This window comes from Stenotrophomonas sp. LGBM10, from assembly GCF_046736075.1.
Taxonomy (GTDB): Bacteria; Pseudomonadota; Gammaproteobacteria; order Xanthomonadales; family Xanthomonadaceae; genus Stenotrophomonas.
In genome coordinates this window covers 1,997,137-2,010,933 of the sequence record NZ_CP177163.1, presented here as the reverse complement: position 1 = coordinate 2,010,933, position 13,797 = coordinate 1,997,137, and the positions used below count along the sequence as shown (strand labels likewise).

General features: G+C 70.4%; 14 protein-coding genes. 5 read left to right on the top strand and 9 right to left on the bottom strand.

Annotated elements, in window-relative coordinates; translation table 11 throughout:
- Positions 1-310: 310 nt before the first annotated feature.
- On the bottom strand, positions 311-850 hold the full coding sequence (locus ACLB90_RS08510; protein WP_411852498.1) for a hypothetical protein: 540 nt from the start codon (positions 848-850) through the stop codon (positions 311-313).
- A 146-nt stretch (positions 851-996) separates the two neighbouring features.
- Here ACLB90_RS08510 and ACLB90_RS08505 point away from each other — a divergent pair, with 146 nt between their 5' ends.
- Together ACLB90_RS08505 and ACLB90_RS08500 are read left to right on the top strand one after the other, a co-directional pair.
- On the top strand, positions 997-1,956 hold the full coding sequence (locus ACLB90_RS08505; RefSeq protein ID WP_411852497.1) for a pyridoxal-phosphate dependent enzyme: 960 nt from the start codon (positions 997-999) through the stop codon (positions 1,954-1,956).
- Positions 1,941-2,552 carry a YdcF family protein gene (locus tag ACLB90_RS08500; RefSeq protein WP_411852496.1) on the top strand — a complete coding sequence of 204 codons (612 nt, stop codon included), beginning with the start codon at positions 1,941-1,943 and terminating at the stop codon, positions 2,550-2,552. Before ACLB90_RS08505 ends, ACLB90_RS08500 begins: the two co-directional genes overlap by 16 nt.
- Positions 2,553-3,221: 669 nt before the next feature.
- Here the strand turns inward: ACLB90_RS08500 and bioC are convergent.
- The 5 genes from bioC to bioB form a co-directional block, all read right to left on the bottom strand.
- A complete protein-coding gene (gene bioC / locus ACLB90_RS08495) occupies positions 3,222-4,106 on the bottom strand; it encodes a malonyl-ACP O-methyltransferase BioC (protein ID WP_411852495.1) in 885 nt (294 codons plus the stop codon).
- Between the two features lie 36 nt (positions 4,107-4,142).
- On the bottom strand, positions 4,143-4,925 hold the full coding sequence (locus ACLB90_RS08490; RefSeq protein WP_411852494.1) for an SDR family oxidoreductase: 783 nt from the start codon (positions 4,923-4,925) through the stop codon (positions 4,143-4,145).
- Between the two features lie 58 nt (positions 4,926-4,983).
- Positions 4,984-5,745, bottom strand: coding sequence for a pimeloyl-ACP methyl ester esterase BioH (bioH, locus tag ACLB90_RS08485; protein WP_411852493.1), 762 nt, complete (start codon positions 5,743-5,745; stop codon positions 4,984-4,986).
- Positions 5,746-5,761: 16 nt separating this feature from the next.
- Entirely contained in the window at positions 5,762-6,964 is a 1,203-nt protein-coding gene (gene bioF / locus ACLB90_RS08480; protein WP_411852728.1) for an 8-amino-7-oxononanoate synthase, read from the bottom strand.
- A gap of 95 nt (positions 6,965-7,059) precedes the next feature.
- Positions 7,060-8,094, bottom strand: a complete 1,035-nt coding sequence (gene bioB, locus ACLB90_RS08475; protein WP_411852492.1) for a biotin synthase BioB — start codon at positions 8,092-8,094, stop codon at positions 7,060-7,062.
- A gap of 70 nt (positions 8,095-8,164) precedes the next feature.
- Here bioB and ACLB90_RS08470 point away from each other — a divergent pair, with 70 nt between their 5' ends.
- The 3 genes from ACLB90_RS08470 to ACLB90_RS08460 all read left to right on the top strand — a co-directional run bounded on the left by ACLB90_RS08470 (position 8,165) and on the right by ACLB90_RS08460 (position 10,022).
- Entirely contained in the window at positions 8,165-8,866 is a 702-nt protein-coding gene (locus tag ACLB90_RS08470) for a ComF family protein (RefSeq protein WP_411852491.1), read from the top strand.
- Between the two features lie 62 nt (positions 8,867-8,928).
- Complete coding sequence (locus ACLB90_RS08465) at positions 8,929-9,477, top strand: HdeD family acid-resistance protein (RefSeq protein ID WP_411852490.1); 549 nt, start codon at positions 8,929-8,931, stop codon at positions 9,475-9,477.
- A 47-nt stretch (positions 9,478-9,524) separates the two neighbouring features.
- Positions 9,525-10,022 (top strand): SecDF P1 head subdomain-containing protein, encoded by a 498-nt coding sequence (locus ACLB90_RS08460; protein ID WP_411852489.1) that lies wholly within the window; start codon positions 9,525-9,527, stop codon positions 10,020-10,022.
- Positions 10,023-10,045: 23 nt separating this feature from the next.
- Here the strand turns inward: ACLB90_RS08460 and ACLB90_RS08455 are convergent, their stop codons facing one another.
- The 3 genes from ACLB90_RS08455 to ACLB90_RS08445 are packed head-to-tail and all read right to left on the bottom strand — an operon-like array spanning position 10,046 to position 13,786.
- Entirely contained in the window at positions 10,046-11,845 is a 1,800-nt protein-coding gene (locus ACLB90_RS08455; RefSeq protein WP_411852488.1) for an MFS transporter, read from the bottom strand.
- Between the two features lie 52 nt (positions 11,846-11,897).
- Positions 11,898-13,013 (bottom strand): N-acetylglucosamine-6-phosphate deacetylase, encoded by a 1,116-nt coding sequence (locus ACLB90_RS08450; RefSeq protein WP_411852487.1) that lies wholly within the window; start codon positions 13,011-13,013, stop codon positions 11,898-11,900.
- Positions 13,010-13,786 carry a DeoR family transcriptional regulator gene (locus tag ACLB90_RS08445; RefSeq protein WP_411852486.1) on the bottom strand — a complete coding sequence of 259 codons (777 nt, stop codon included), beginning with the start codon at positions 13,784-13,786 and terminating at the stop codon, positions 13,010-13,012. Before ACLB90_RS08445 ends, ACLB90_RS08450 begins: the two co-directional genes overlap by 4 nt.
- Positions 13,787-13,797 lie beyond the last annotated feature (11 nt).

The following is a 13,797-nucleotide window of genomic DNA, read 5'->3' as shown; positions in this document are numbered from 1 at the left end:
GGAACAGGGGCCGGTCTACGCGCACGCTGGGGAAGCGAAGGGGCCGGTAGTCGGGGGACTGCCGGCCCTGTTTTTTCCCTCTGCGGCCCCGCGCCGACCCCCCAGACGACAAAAGGCCCCGCGTGAGCGGGGCCTTCTGCGTTTTGGGTGCCGACATCCGACAGGGCCGGAACAGGGGGGATCCAGATGTTCCTGTCGGATATCGACGTAGAGCTTGATGTGACGTTCTGTGTCGCTTTTGTCACTTTGCGACGGCGGCCGTCACCACCCGGTTAGATTGAACTGCCCCGGGCGTGAAAATCAAGTCAGCTCACCGCTCATTTGTGCGCTGGTTCGCATTGTTGAGCGTTCGCCACGGGGAACCGTTCATCCTTTGGCCGGCCGGACGCGGGGCCTGCGCCGGGCGGGCCTGGGCCGGCATCGACGGGCGCTGCTGCTGGGCCGGGCGCTGCTGCTGCGGCGGGCGGCCCAGCGAGTCCATGTTGCGCCAGGGCGAGCCGCCGTTGTTGTCCGGACGCGGACGATCCGGGCGCGGCGGGCGGTCCGGACGCGGGCCATTGCCGTCACCCGGGCGCGGCGGCGGACGATGATTGTGCGGCGGGCGGTAGTTCGGGTACGGCCGGTACACGGGATAGCCGTAGCCACCGCCGTAACCACCGCCGTAGTAGCCGTAGCCGCCACCGTAGTAGCCGCTGCCGTAGCCATAGGGGTAGCCGGCCGGATAGCGGTACTCCACCGACGGCGCACCGTGGTAGTAACCACTGCCGGCGCCACCGCCAACGTAGTCGTAGGTCGCGCAGCCGGACAGGGCCAACATCAGGCCACCGGCAAGGATCAGGCGCATCTTCATGATCGGGTCCCCCCAAGGGTATGAGGCCAGCTTCGGCCCGCGGCATTGAATCGGCCCTTAATCCCGCCCGATCCGGATGAATGGCCGCCATGTTGGCATGCGCGGGGGAGGCGATGCCAACCGGGGCCATACGTTAATCTTGCGTCATGAGCGATTCACCCTTGCCCTGTGTCGAGGACGTGCTGGCGGCCGCCGCGCGCATTGCCCCGCATGCCCGTGTGACCCCGGTGCTGCAGTCGCGCACGCTGGATGCGATGAGCGGTGCCGTGCTGGCGTTCAAGGCCGAACATCTGCAGCGGGGGGGCGCCTTCAAGTTCCGCGGCGCCTGCAATGCGGTGTGGGCGCTGGACGACGCACAGGCGGCACGGGGTGTGGTTACCCATTCATCGGGCAACCACGGTGCCGCGCTGGCGCTGGCGGCCCGTACCCGCGGGATCGCCTGCCATGTGGTGGTGCCCGAGGGCGCGGTGGCCGCCAAGCTGGCCAACATCGTCCGCCACGGCGCCACCCTGTGGCGCTGCGACGCATCCATCGCCGCGCGCGAAGCGATGTGCGCCCAGGTGCAGGCCGAAACCGGCGGCACCCTGGTTCATCCCTATGCCGATGCCCGCGTGATCGCGGGGCAGGGCACCGCCGCGCTGGAACTGCTGCACGGGCACGGCCCGTTCGACACCCTCGTGGTGCCGGTGGGCGGCGGTGGCCTGGCGGCCGGCACCGCGTTGGCGATGCAGGCCCTGGCACCCACCGCGCGGCTGGTGCTGGCCGAGCCCGAGGGCGCGGCCGACACCGCACGCTCGCTGGCCGCCGGCGAACGCCGGGTGGACTTCACCCCGGACACGCTCTGCGATGGCCTGCGTGGCACGCTGGGGCAACCCAACTTCGCGCTGCTGCAGCCCGCGGCGTCGGTGCTCACCGTGCGTGACGCCGATACCGTGGCGGCGATGCGGCTGATCTGGCAGGTGCTCAAGCAGGTGGTGGAACCGTCGTCGGCGATCGCCCTGGCCGCGATCCTGGGCGCGCCGGACCGCTTCGCCGGGCAACGCGTGGGTGTGATCCTGTCCGGCGGCAATGTCGACCTGGACGCCCTGCCGTGGAGCGCGGCATGAGCAAGCGTGGCCGGGTGGGCGTACTGGGCTGGCTGTGGCGCCTGTGCATCCTGCTGGTCGCCTGGCTGCTCGGGGTGACGGCCTGGATCGTCTGGATCGGCGAGCGCGACCAGGCCGCGCGGGCCGACGCGATCATCGTGCTGGGGGCGGCGGCCTACGACGCCAAGCCGTCACCGGTGTTCGAAGAGCGCATCCGCCACGGTCTGGACCTGTACCAGAAGGGGTATGCGCCGCTGCTGATTTTCACCGGCGGTTACGGTGGCAGTGGCGCGCGCTTCTCCGAATCGCAGGTGGCGCGCCGCTATGCGCTCAAGCAGGGGGTACCCGATGAGGCGATCCTGATCGAGACCGCCTCGCGCACCACGCGCCAGAACCTGATCGAAGCGCGGCGCCTGATGCAGCAGCGCAAGCTGCACCGGGTCATCATCGTCAGCGATCCGCTGCACATGGCGCGCGCGCTGCGGCTGTGCCAGGAGCTGGGCATCGATGCGCTGGCGTCCTCCACGCCGAGCACCCGCTTCCGCAGCTTCCACACCAGCTGGCGTTTCCTGGCGCAGGAAATCTATTTCTTCCACCGCGACCTGTTCCCGTCGTAACGCGCACCCGCGGCGGTGGGGCCGACCGCAATGCGCACCCGTGCCGGTGGGCCGGCGGTAACGTGCCCCCGTGCCGGTGGGGCCGTCCGCAACGCGCACCCGTGCCGGTGGGCCGACCGTAACGTGCCCCCGTGCCGGTGGGGCCGTCCGCAATGCGCACCCGTGCCGGTGGGCCGGCGGTAACGTGCCCCCCGCACCGGTAGAGCCGACCGTTGGTCGGCTGCTCTCCGTTCCGGCGCCGCAAAAGCGCGCGCGTTCGCGCGATAGCCGACCAACGGTCGGCTCTACCTGTTTACCGCGAACGCAACGCGCGCCGGTGGGGCCGTCCGAGACGCGCACCCGCGCCGGTGGGACCGAGCGGAGCGTGCGCCCGCGCCGGTGCGGCCGTCCGTAACGCGCACCCGCGCCGGTGGGCCGACGGTAACGCGCCGTCCCGCACTGGTAGAGCCGACCGTTGGTCGGCTGCTCTTCGTTCCGGCGCCGCAAAAGCGCGCGCGTTCGCGCGATAGCCGACCAACGGTCGGCTCTACCTGTTTGCCGCGACAGTAACGCGCGCCGGTGGGACCGTCCGCAATGCACACCCATGCCGGTGGGGCCGACCGCAACGCGCACCCGCGCCGGTCGGGCCGTCCGCAATGTGCGCCCGCGCCGGCTGGCCCAACCCTACGCTCAGCTGTGCTTGCGGCGGATCGGGATCGCCGACACCGGGACGCTGGCGATGTCGTGGCCGCGCTCGCGGATCGGTGCGCCCGGGTCCGGTGCCCAGGCATGGGCGTAGATCACTTCCCAGCTGCTCGGCAGCTTGCCGTCCTCGCGCCGCAGCGGCTCATAGGCGGCGCGTGCGGCGTCGAAGCGGCCACGTCCGGTCAGGGTATGGCGGCGGTCGTGGCGCGCGTTGGTGGCGCCGATCGCCTGCAGTTCGCGCATCAGCGCCGGCAGGTCGTCGTAGGTCAGGGTGAACAGATCGCGGTCGAGCACCGGGTCGCGGAAGCCGGCCATCATCAGCGCGTCGCCGAACTGGGCGATCGGCGCGAACCGGCTGACATGCGGCACTGCGTCGGCCTGCGCGAACGCGTCGCGGAGTTCGATCAGGGTTTCCGGGCCGAACGTGGAGCACACCAGCAGGCCACCGGGCTTGAGCACGCGGCGGAACCCGGCGAACACCGCCGGCAGGTCATCCACCCATTGCAGGCACAGGTTGCTGTAGATCAGGTCCACGCTCTGGTCCTGCAACGGCAGGGCCTGCGCATCGGCGCATACGCGCGCGAACGGCTTCCACCAGCCGGCCTGCTTCTTCGCTTCGCGCAGCATCGGCTCGGCCAGGTCCAGGGCGATCACCTGCGCCTTGGGCCAGCGCTTCTTCATCGTCGCACTGGCGTGGCCGGTACCGCTGCCGATGTCCAGCACCACCTGCGGCTGGCGCTCGCCCAGGTAATCCAGCGATTCCAGCAGGCGCTTGGCCACCTCGCGCTGCAACGCCGCCGCGGCGTCGTAGCGGCTGGCGGCACGCGAGAACGCGCGACGGACGTGATGCGGATCGAAACTGGACGTCATGGAAGGCTCACTGCGTAAACGGGGGTGGGACGAAAGTCAGAAGGTGCCGGGGTAGGCGCCGCCATCGATGAGCAGGTTCTGCCCGGTGATGTAGCCGGCATGCGCGCTGCACAGGAAGGCGCAGGTCGCGCCGAACTCGTCGGCGCTGCCGAAGCGGCCGGCCGGAATATGCGTGCGCTTGCGTTCGGCGAGCTGGCCGGCATCGATGCCCTGCTGCTGCGCCAGGTAGGCGAAGTTGCCGCGCAGGCGATCGGTGTCGAACTGACCCGGCAGCAGGTTGTTGATCGTAACGCCGTGGGCGACGGTGCGGCGCGCGATGCCGGCCACGAAACCGGTCAGCCCCGAGCGGGCGCCGTTGGACAGGCCCAGCACGTCGATGGGCGCCTTCACCGAGGACGAGGTGATGTTGACGATGCGCCCGAAGCCGCGCTCGATCATGCCATCCACGGTCAGGCGGATCAGTTCGATGGGGGCCAGCATGTTGGCATCCAGCGCGGCCAGCCAGTCCTCGCGGGTGAACTGGCGGAAATCGCCGGCCGGCGGGCCACCGGCGTTGTTGACCAGAATGTCCACCTGCGGGCAGGCCGCCAACGCGGCCTGGCGACCCTCCGGCGTGGTGATGTCGGCAACCACGGCCACCACCTGGCGGGCACCGGGCAGGGCCAGCAGTTCCAGGCGCGCCCGTTCGAGCGCCGCCTCGCCACGGGCGGCGATCACCACGTTGACGCCCTCGCGGACCAGGGCACGCGCGCAGCCCAGCCCGAGGCCTTTGCTGGCGGCGCAGACCAGGGCCCAGCGGCCGGCTATTCCAAGATCCATCGTCAGTCTCGCGGGAAAGGGCGGGAAGGCATTTTCGGCGATGCGCGGCGGTGACGGCTCAGCCCAGGCCGGAAACGAAGTGTTGCAGGTGCTGGGCCACCGCGTCGGCATGGCCCAGGAACGGGGCATGACCGCCGTGGGCGATGATGTGCATCACCGCCCCTGGCGTCAGTGCGGCGGCGGCCTGCATCGTGCGCGGCGACACCAGCCGGTCGCGCTCACCGGCCAGCCACAGGCTGGGCTTGTTCACGGTTGGCAGGGCGCCGCGCAGGTCGCTGGCATCCAGCAGGCGCAGGCCTTCATGCAGGGCACGCGGGGCCGGTTCGCCGCGCGAAACCAGCATCTCGCGCAGGGTGCGCAGTTCCTGCCGGGCGTGTTCGGAGCCCATCGCATCCAGGGCCAGGAAGCGCTCCAGGGTGCCGCGATAATCGCGCGCCAGGTCTTGGCCGAACTGGTCGAACACGCTCGCCTCGACCGCATCGGGCCAGTCTGGCGCGCGCACGAAGCGCGGCGTCGCGGCGATCATGGCCAGGGCGCGCACCTGCGGCAGCGTGGCCGCCGCGTGCAGCGCGAACAGGCCGCCCAGCGACCAGCCACACCACACCGCCGGCGGCGTGGCCGCGGCGATCGCATTGACCACGTAGGGCAGCCGCAGCGGGGTGGGATCGTCGCGGCTGGCACCGTGGCCGGGCAGATCGACCAGGTGCAGCTGGAACCGGCCGGCGAGCCGCTCGACCAGCGGCGCGAACACGCCGCCGTGCAGCGCCCAGCCGTGGATCAGCACCAGCGCCGGTCCCTGTCCCACCACCTCGATCTGCATGCCTACCGCCCCTGCCTCATGCCGACAGGGCCTGCTGGTGCAGAACGCTGTCGCGTGCGTGGGCGATGGCATCGATCAGCGCGCGCACCTGTGCCGGGGTATGCAGGGCCGACAGCGTGACGCGCAGCCGCGCCTTGCCTTCGGGCACGGTCGGCGGGCGGATCGCGGTGACCAGGAAGCCGGAGGTCTCCAGCGCGGCCGACATCGCCATCACCGTCGCCTCGGCACCGCACAGCAGCGGCTGGATCGGTGTATCGGACGCCATCAGTTCCAGCCCGTGCTGGCGTGCGCCGGCACGGAACACGCCGACCAGCTCGGCCAGCTTCTCGCGGCGCCAGTCATCGCGCCGGGCCAGCTTCACGGCGGCCAGCGTGGCGGCGGCCTGCGCCGGCGGTACGGCCGTGGTGTAGATGTAGGGGCGCGCGGTTTCGGCCAGATGCTGGATCATCGCCTCGTCGCCCAGCACGACCGCGCCGCTGCCGCCCAGCGCCTTGCCGAATGTTGCCAACTGCAGCGGCACATCCTCCACACCCAGGCCGGCCTCGGCCACACAGCCGCGACCGTGCGCGCCGATCACGCCCACGCCGTGGGCGTCGTCCACGTACAGCAGCGCACCCTGCATCCGCGCCACCAGCGACAGCGAGCGCAGCGGGGCAAGATCGCCATCCATGCTGAACACGCCATCGGTGGCCAGCATCGCCGCGCCTTCCGGCGCATGCTTGAGCTGGCGCATCGCGCCTTCGGCATCCAGATGCGGGTAGCGGCGCAGCCGGCAGCCGGCCAGGCGCGTGGCATCGAGCAGGCTGGCGTGGTTCAGCCGGTCCTGCACGCAGACGTCGTCCTCTTCGCCGAGCAGCGCCTGCTGCACGGCCAGGTTGGCGGCGAAACCGCTGCCGAACAGCAGCGCGCGCGGGTAGCCCAGCCACTCGGCCATCTCGCGTTCGAGCGCGTCATGCAGTGCATGGTGGCCACAGACCAGGTGCGAGGCGGTGGCGCCGGCGCCCTCGCGCGCGGCAGCATCCTGCAGCGCGCTGACCACGCCGAACTGCTGGGACAGGCCCAGATAGTCGTTGCTGCAGAAGCCGGTAAGCCATTGGCCATCGATCTCCAGCCGCACGCCGTCGCGTCGGGTCACCGTGCGGCGCACGCGGATGCGCCCCTGGGCGTCGCGGAGTTTGCGCTGGGCCTGGATACGGTCGTGCAGGTCGGGACGGGCCATGATCGTGATAGGCATGGGCGGCTGGGAAGATCCGTAGCGTACCCGGTTGCCGGGCCGGGCGCTGCCTGGCCCGGCCGGGCGGGCGATCGGCCGGCTCAGGCGGCGCGCCCGCAGCCGTGGGCCGTGGTGATGTCGGCGTGGACGGTGCCCGGGTGATCGTGGTCGGCGGCGTCCACGCTGACCGGCATGGGGCGCAGGCCCAGCCGCGCGAACAGCGCCAGGTCGCGCTCGGTGTCCGGGTTGCCGGTGGTCAGCAGCTTCTCGCCGTAGAAGATCGAGTTCGCCCCGGCCAGGAAACACAGTGCCTGCAGTTCATCGCTCATCGCCTCGCGCCCGGCCGACAGCCGCACCATCGCGCGCGGCATGGCGATGCGGGCCACGGCGATCATCCGCACGAACTCGAACGGGTCCAGTTCGGCGGTACCGTGCAGCGGCGTGCCGGCCACCTGGACCAGCCGGTTGATCGGCACCGAATCCGGGTGCGCCGGCAGGTTGGCCAGCGCCAGCAGCAGGCCGGCCCGGTGCTCGCGGGTCTCGCCCATGCCCACGATGCCGCCGCAGCAGGTCTTCAGGCCGGCCTGGCGCACGTGCTCCAGCGTGTCCAGGCGATCCTGGTACTGGCGGGTATGGATGATCGAGTCGTAGAAGTCCGGTGCGGTGTCCAGGTTGTGGTTGTAGTAGTCCAGCCCGGCCTCGCGCAGGGCGGCGGCCTGGTCGCCGCTGAGCATGCCCAGGGTGGCGCAGGTCTCCAGCCCCAGTGCCTTCACCTCGCGGATCATCGCCGCCACCTTGGGAATGTCGCGCGCCTTGGGCGAGCGCCACGCGGCGCCCATGCAGAAGCGCGAGGCACCTGCGGCCTTGGCCTGGCGGGCCTTGGCGACCACGTCTTCGGTGGCCATCAGCTTCTGCGCGTCCACCCCGGTGCTGTACCGCTGCGCCTGCGGGCAGTAGGCGCAGTCTTCCGGGCAGCCACCGGTCTTGACCGAGAGCAGCGTGGAGACCTGGACTTCAGCCGGATCGAAGTGCGCGCGGTGCACGCTGCCGGCCTGGTGCAGCAGCTCGGGCAGCGGCAGGGCGAACAGGGCCAGCAGTTCGTCGCGGTGCCAGTCGTGGCGGATGACGGAAGGCATGGGGAAGTCCTGACAGATAGTGGAACGAAAGGGCGGCAGTCTGGTGAGCGGACCGGCAACTGTCAACCATATGATGTTCAATAAAGTTTACGGTGCATGGACCTGGCTCGGCCAGCAGCTGCTGCCGCTGCGCTGCCTGCTGTGCGGAGCGCCCGGCGCGGATGGCCTGGATCTGTGCGCCGCATGCCACGCGGGGCTGCCCTGGAACGATGCCGCCTGCCCGCTGTGCGCGCTGCCGTTGCCGGATGGCGAATGCACCGCGCGCTGCGGTGCCTGCCTGCGCGCGCCACCACGGCAGCACGGTGCCGCCGCGACGTTCCTGTATGCCGCCCCGGTGGACGGACTGCTGCGTCGTTTCAAGTTCCACCATGACCTCGCGGCCGGCCGGCTGCTGTCCACGTTGATGCTGCAGCGCGTGCCGGCCTTCGTGGACGGGCCGCTGCTGCCGGTGCCCCTGCATCGGCAGCGGTTGCGCGCACGCGGCTACGACCAGGCGCTGGAACTGGCGCGCCCCCTGGCGCGCACGCTGGATCTGCCGGTGTGGCAGGGCATGCAGCGCACCCGCCTGACCGCCCCGCAATCGGACCTGGATGCCGAGGCCCGCCGACGGAATCTGCGTGACGCCTTCGCTGTGACCCGGCCCGCGCCGGCGCGGTCGATCCTGGTTGACGATGTGATGACCACCGGCGCCACGCTGGACGCGGCCGTGCGCGCGCTGCACCGCGGCGGCAGCACGCACGTGCGGTTGTGGGTCTGCGCGCGCGTGCCGTGAGCGGGGCTTTCATGACCCGGCGCTAAGATGCCCGTTCATCCTTCACACGGAGTGCGCTGCCGATGACTACCCCTCTTTCGCCGGTGCTGTCGCTGGTGGGCCGCAGCTGGTGGATCGTGCTGCTGTACGGCGTGGTGGCCGTGGTGTTCGGGCTGATCGCGGTGGTGCAGCCGCTGTCGGCAGCCACCGCGCTGGCCTGGGCGATCGGCGTGATGGCGCTGGTGGAGGGCCTGATCAGCCTGTTCGCGGTGTTCGGCAACAGCGGCGTGCCGCGTGGCTGGCTGTTGCTCTACGCGGTGGTATCGCTGGGCTTCGGCGTGCTGGCGGTGCTCAATCCGCTGGCCACCGCCAGTGTGCTGATCCTGCTGCTGGCGGTCTGGCTGATCGTGGCCGGGCTGTACCGCATCGTGTTCGCCATCCGCGTGCGCAGGCACATCCAGGGCGAGTGGCTGCTGATCCTCAGTGGGCTGCTCGCCATCGTGCTGGGCGCGCTGATGGTGGCCAATCCGATTGCGGGCGTGGCGGTGACCACGCTGTGGATCGGCATCGGCAGCCTGATCTACGGCGTGCTGCAGATCGTCGTCGCCTTCCGGCTGCGACGGCTGCGCTGAGCCTGCATCCGGGCCACAATGCGTCCAACAACCTCGGGGGGATGGCGATGCGCAAGGGATGGCGTTGGGGGCTGGTGGTGGCGGGCGTACTGGGGGTGGCGGGGTGCAGCGAAGCGCCGTCGTCCGATGCGGCGTTCACTCAACCGGGGGCCCCGCCACGCAGCGGTGTGCGCATCGAAATGCGCGAGGCCGATACCGTGGCACAGGCGGGCAGCGTGCCTGCGCGGACGCTGGATGGCACCCCCATCCATCTGGTTGGACCGCCGGTCATCACCGCGTCGGCCATCGCCAGTGTGCGCCAGGAGGTCGGACCGAATGGCCTTGCCACGCTGTACTACACCTTCACCGACGCGGCGGAACCGCGCATCCAGCGCGCGTCCGAGCGCTTGGTCGGACGCATGATGGTGGTGAGCGTGGACGGTGACATCATCAGCGTGGCGCATGTGAGCGCGCCGTTCGGCAAGTACATGCAGACCACCGGCCTGGAGCCGGACGATGCCGCACGCCTGATCGAACGCATGACCGGCACGCCAGCCACACCCTGACCGGGTGTGGCGACGTGCGGCGATCAGCGGAAGTTCGCCTCGATCTGCTCCAGCGACTTGCCCTTGGTTTCCGGCAGCCAGAAGGCGGCAATCAGGAAGTACAGCAGCGTGCAGCCGGCCCAGAAGAAGAACATGCTGGCGTAGCCGTGGTGGCCGACGGTGGGCAGGAAAATTGCCGCGATCACCGTGGATACAAACTGGTTGATCAGCAGCGCGATGCTCATGCCGTTGGAACGGATGCGGGTAGGCATCAGCTCGGACAGCGCCAGCCAGACGCACACGCCGGGGCCCACCGCGAAGAACGCGACAAACAGCAGGATGCAGCTGGCCACCAGCCAGCCGTGGGTGGGCGAGGGCACCGGACCGATCATGGCGCGCTCGATCACCAGCGGCGCCTCTGCGGCCTGCACCGGGTCCGGGAACGGATTGAGGTGCAGCCGGCGGAAGAAGGCGCCGATCACGCTGTCGGCCGACACCGCATCCTCGCGGCGGATCTCCAGTGCCGCATCGATCGGGTTGTCGCTGCGCAGCGCGCGCACGTTGCTGAAGCCGCCGTACGCGTAGGACACGGTGAGCTGCTGCGGGCGCGGGTCGGCGCTGCCGTCCAGCCGCTGCCACTGCGCCGCATCCAGCGGCAGCGACAACGTGCTGCCGGCCACCTGCTGCTGCAGCAGCGGCTGCACGTCCACGCGACCGCGTTCGCTCTGCACGAACAGCACTGCGGCAGCCAGCAGCGACACGGTGATGCCGCCGCTGCCCAGCATCAGCAGGAACTTGCGTCCCCTGCGGTCCACCAGCACCAGGGCGACCACGGTCATCACTGCGTTGAGCAGCTTGATCGCCACGTCGGCCCAGTTGGCCACCGCACCGGGCAGGCCGGCCTGGTTGAGGATGTTCACCGCGTAGGCCAGCACCGAGTTGATGCCGGTGGCCTGGGTGAAGGCCAGCACCAGGCAGGCCAGCACGAACGGCCACACGTAGCGGCGGCTGAGCAGGGGGTCGCGTGTGCCGGTGCCACCGGTGCGCACGGCTTCCGGGGCCTGCATGCGCTGCAGGGTCGGTTCGACCTCGACGGCGGCGACGGTGCGCTGCAAGGCGCGGCGCGCGGCGTCGATGCGCCCGCGGCGGACCAGCCAGCGCGGCGATTCGCTGATCAGCAGCACGCCGCCCGTGAACACCAGGCCAGGCAGCAGGCAGCTCCAGAAGATGGTGCGCCAGGCATGGTCTTTGACGTCGAACAGCAGCCGCTGCTGTTCCTCGCCCGGCAGGTGGCGCACGGCCGCTGCCGCCGCATCCACCGCGTGCGCGTGGTACAGGCCGATCACCGCGGCCAGCACCAGGCCGATGGTCAGCAGCAGCTGGAACATCGCCGCACCGCGACCGCGTCGCTCGGGGCTGAGGACCTCGGCCAGGTACAGCGGCACGACCACGCCGATCAGGCCACCACTGATGCCCTGCAGCAGGCGCCCCATCAGCAGCGCCGCATAACCGTCTGACAGCGCCATCACCGGGATGCTGGCGGTGAACAGCATCCCGGCGAGGAACATCGCGCCGCGCCGCCCGAGCAGATCGGCCACCATGCCGGCGAACAGCGAGGACAACACGCTGCCCAGCAGCACGGCGGCCACCACGAAGCCCAGCTGCTGGGTGGTCAGGTGCCAGCTCGCGGTCGCGGTGGCCTCCAGGTACGGCAGCGCGCCGGCGATGATGCCGATGTCGATGCCGTAGAGCAGGCCGCCCATGCCGCCGATGAACAACAGATAGCGTATCGGCCAGCGCGGGGCGTCGGCGTACACGGGCTGTACTGCGGAAACGTCGTTCATCGGGCCGGTCCTGTCATGCAGTGCATGCGCCGCGATGGCGCGGGGTCAGCGCTCAGTCGAGCGCGATGTCTTCGCCTTCCACCACCACGGCGCGCACGCGCAGCTCACGGTCGAGCACCACCAGGTCGGCCCACGCATCCACGGCGATGCGGCCACGATCGGTGATGCCGAGATAATCGGCCGGGTAGCGCGACACCCGGTTGGAGGCGTCGGCCAGGTCCAGCCCCAGCGACACCAGGTTGCGCAGCGCCTGGTCCATCGTCAGCGCGCTGCCGGCCAGCGAACCGGTCGACAGCCGCACGCAGCCCAGGCATTTGTGGACCCGCTGCACACCCAGCGCGTACTCGCCATCGGGCATGCCGGTGGCGGCCGTGGCGTCGGTAACGCAGTACAGGCGCGGAATCGCGCGCAATGCGGTGCGGATCGCGCCGGGATGCACATGCTGCAGGTCCGGAATCAGCTCGGCGTACTGGGCATGGGCCAGCGCTGCGGTGGCGATGCCCGGCTGGTAGTGGTCCACGCCGGTCATGCCATTGAACAGATGGGTGAAGCCGGCCGCGCCTGCCTCCAGCGCGGCCACGCCATCGGCGTAGCTGCCGGCGCTGTGGCCGAGCTGCACGCGGATGCCGAGCGCGCTCAGCGCGGGGATCAGCCCGAGGTGCTGGCCGATCTCGGGCGCGAGGGTAAGCGCGCGGATCGGTGCGATCGCATGCAGGCGGCGCACGTCGTCCAGTGTGGCTTCCACCACCAGCGGCGGCTGCGCGCCCAGGCGCTCGGCACTGATGAAGGGGCCTTCCAGGTGCACACCCAGGACCCGCGCCATGCCCGGCGCCCGCGTGCCGATGGCACCGGCCAGGCCCTGCAGCGCCTGCACGATGTCGTCCTCGTGCGCGGTCATGGTGGTGCCCAGCATCGCGGTGGTGCCGTGGCGGGCATGCGCCCGCGCCACGGTGCAGGCGCTGTCGCCGCCCTGCATGATGTCCACCCCGGCACCGCCATGCACATGCAGGTCGATGAAGCCGGGCAGGATCAGCGGAACATCGTCGTCACTGCGCGGGTCGCCATGCGCGGTGTCGATGGCGCGCACGCGCTGGTCGAGGTGAAGGGTGCCACGCACCCAACCGGTGTCGGTCAGAATGCGGCCATGCAGGGTGCGGTGTCCGGTCAAGGCGGCGACTCGGCGATGATCACTTCGACGCCCAGCCGCTGCAGCCCATCCAGGTATTCGCTGTCGATGCTGGCGTCGGTGATGATGGTATGGACCTGGTCCAGGCGGGCGATGCGGTGCAGGCTGACCCGGCCGAACTTGGAGGCGTCGGTCAGCACCACGATGCGGCGCGCGCGCTCGACCATGCGGTGGTTGAGGCTGGCTTCGGCCTCGTGGTGGGTGGTCAGGCCGAACTGCAGGTCCAGGCCATCCACGCCGAGGAACAGGGTGTCGAAGCTGTAGGTGTTGAGGCTGGCCTCGGCCTGGCTGCCCTGCAGCGACAGCGACTGCTTGCGCAGCAGGCCGCCGGTGAGCAGCAGCTCCACGCCCGGCGCGTTGGCCAGTTCCCAGGCGATGTTCAGGCCGTTGGTCATCACCGTCACGTCGCGGTGCCCGCGCAGGTGGCGGGCCAGGGTCATGGTGGTCGAACCGGAGTCGATGATGATGTTGTCGCCCGGCTTGACCAGCCGGGCGGCGTGCTCGCCGATGCTGTCCTTCAGCGGCAGGTTGAGCGCATCCTTTTCGTGGATGTCCTGCTCCTGCGGCGGCGTGCGCACCAGCGTGGCGCCCCCATGCGTCCGCGTGGCCAGGCCCTGCGATTCGATGTGGGTCAGATCGGCACGGATGGTCACCGCCGAAACGCTGAAGCGCTCCACCAGCTCGCTGACCTGCACGTTGCCGTGGTCGACCAGCAACTGCAGGATCTGTTGGCGGCGCTGGCGTGTGTTTCGCATGGGGGCGATTC

Coding starts and splice junctions, on each gene's coding strand:
- ACLB90_RS08510 (WP_411852498.1), bottom strand. CDS start 850: ATGAAGATGCGCCTGATCCTTGCCGGTGGCCTGATGTTGGCCCTGTCC.
- ACLB90_RS08505 (WP_411852497.1), top strand. CDS start 997: ATGAGCGATTCACCCTTGCCCTGTGTCGAGGACGTGCTGGCGGCCGCC.
- bioC (WP_411852495.1), bottom strand. CDS start 4,106: ATGACGTCCAGTTTCGATCCGCATCACGTCCGTCGCGCGTTCTCGCGT.
- ACLB90_RS08490 (WP_411852494.1), bottom strand. CDS start 4,925: ATGGATCTTGGAATAGCCGGCCGCTGGGCCCTGGTCTGCGCCGCCAGC.
- bioH (WP_411852493.1), bottom strand. CDS start 5,745: ATGCAGATCGAGGTGGTGGGACAGGGACCGGCGCTGGTGCTGATCCAC.
- bioF (WP_411852728.1), bottom strand. CDS start 6,964: ATGGCCCGTCCCGACCTGCACGACCGTATCCAGGCCCAGCGCAAACTC.
- bioB (WP_411852492.1), bottom strand. CDS start 8,094: ATGCCTTCCGTCATCCGCCACGACTGGCACCGCGACGAACTGCTGGCC.
- ACLB90_RS08470 (WP_411852491.1), top strand. CDS start 8,165: ATGATGTTCAATAAAGTTTACGGTGCATGGACCTGGCTCGGCCAGCAG.
- ACLB90_RS08465 (WP_411852490.1), top strand. CDS start 8,929: ATGACTACCCCTCTTTCGCCGGTGCTGTCGCTGGTGGGCCGCAGCTGG.
- ACLB90_RS08460 (WP_411852489.1), top strand. CDS start 9,525: ATGCGCAAGGGATGGCGTTGGGGGCTGGTGGTGGCGGGCGTACTGGGG.
- ACLB90_RS08455 (WP_411852488.1), bottom strand. CDS start 11,845: ATGAACGACGTTTCCGCAGTACAGCCCGTGTACGCCGACGCCCCGCGC.
- ACLB90_RS08445 (WP_411852486.1), bottom strand. CDS start 13,786: ATGCGAAACACACGCCAGCGCCGCCAACAGATCCTGCAGTTGCTGGTC.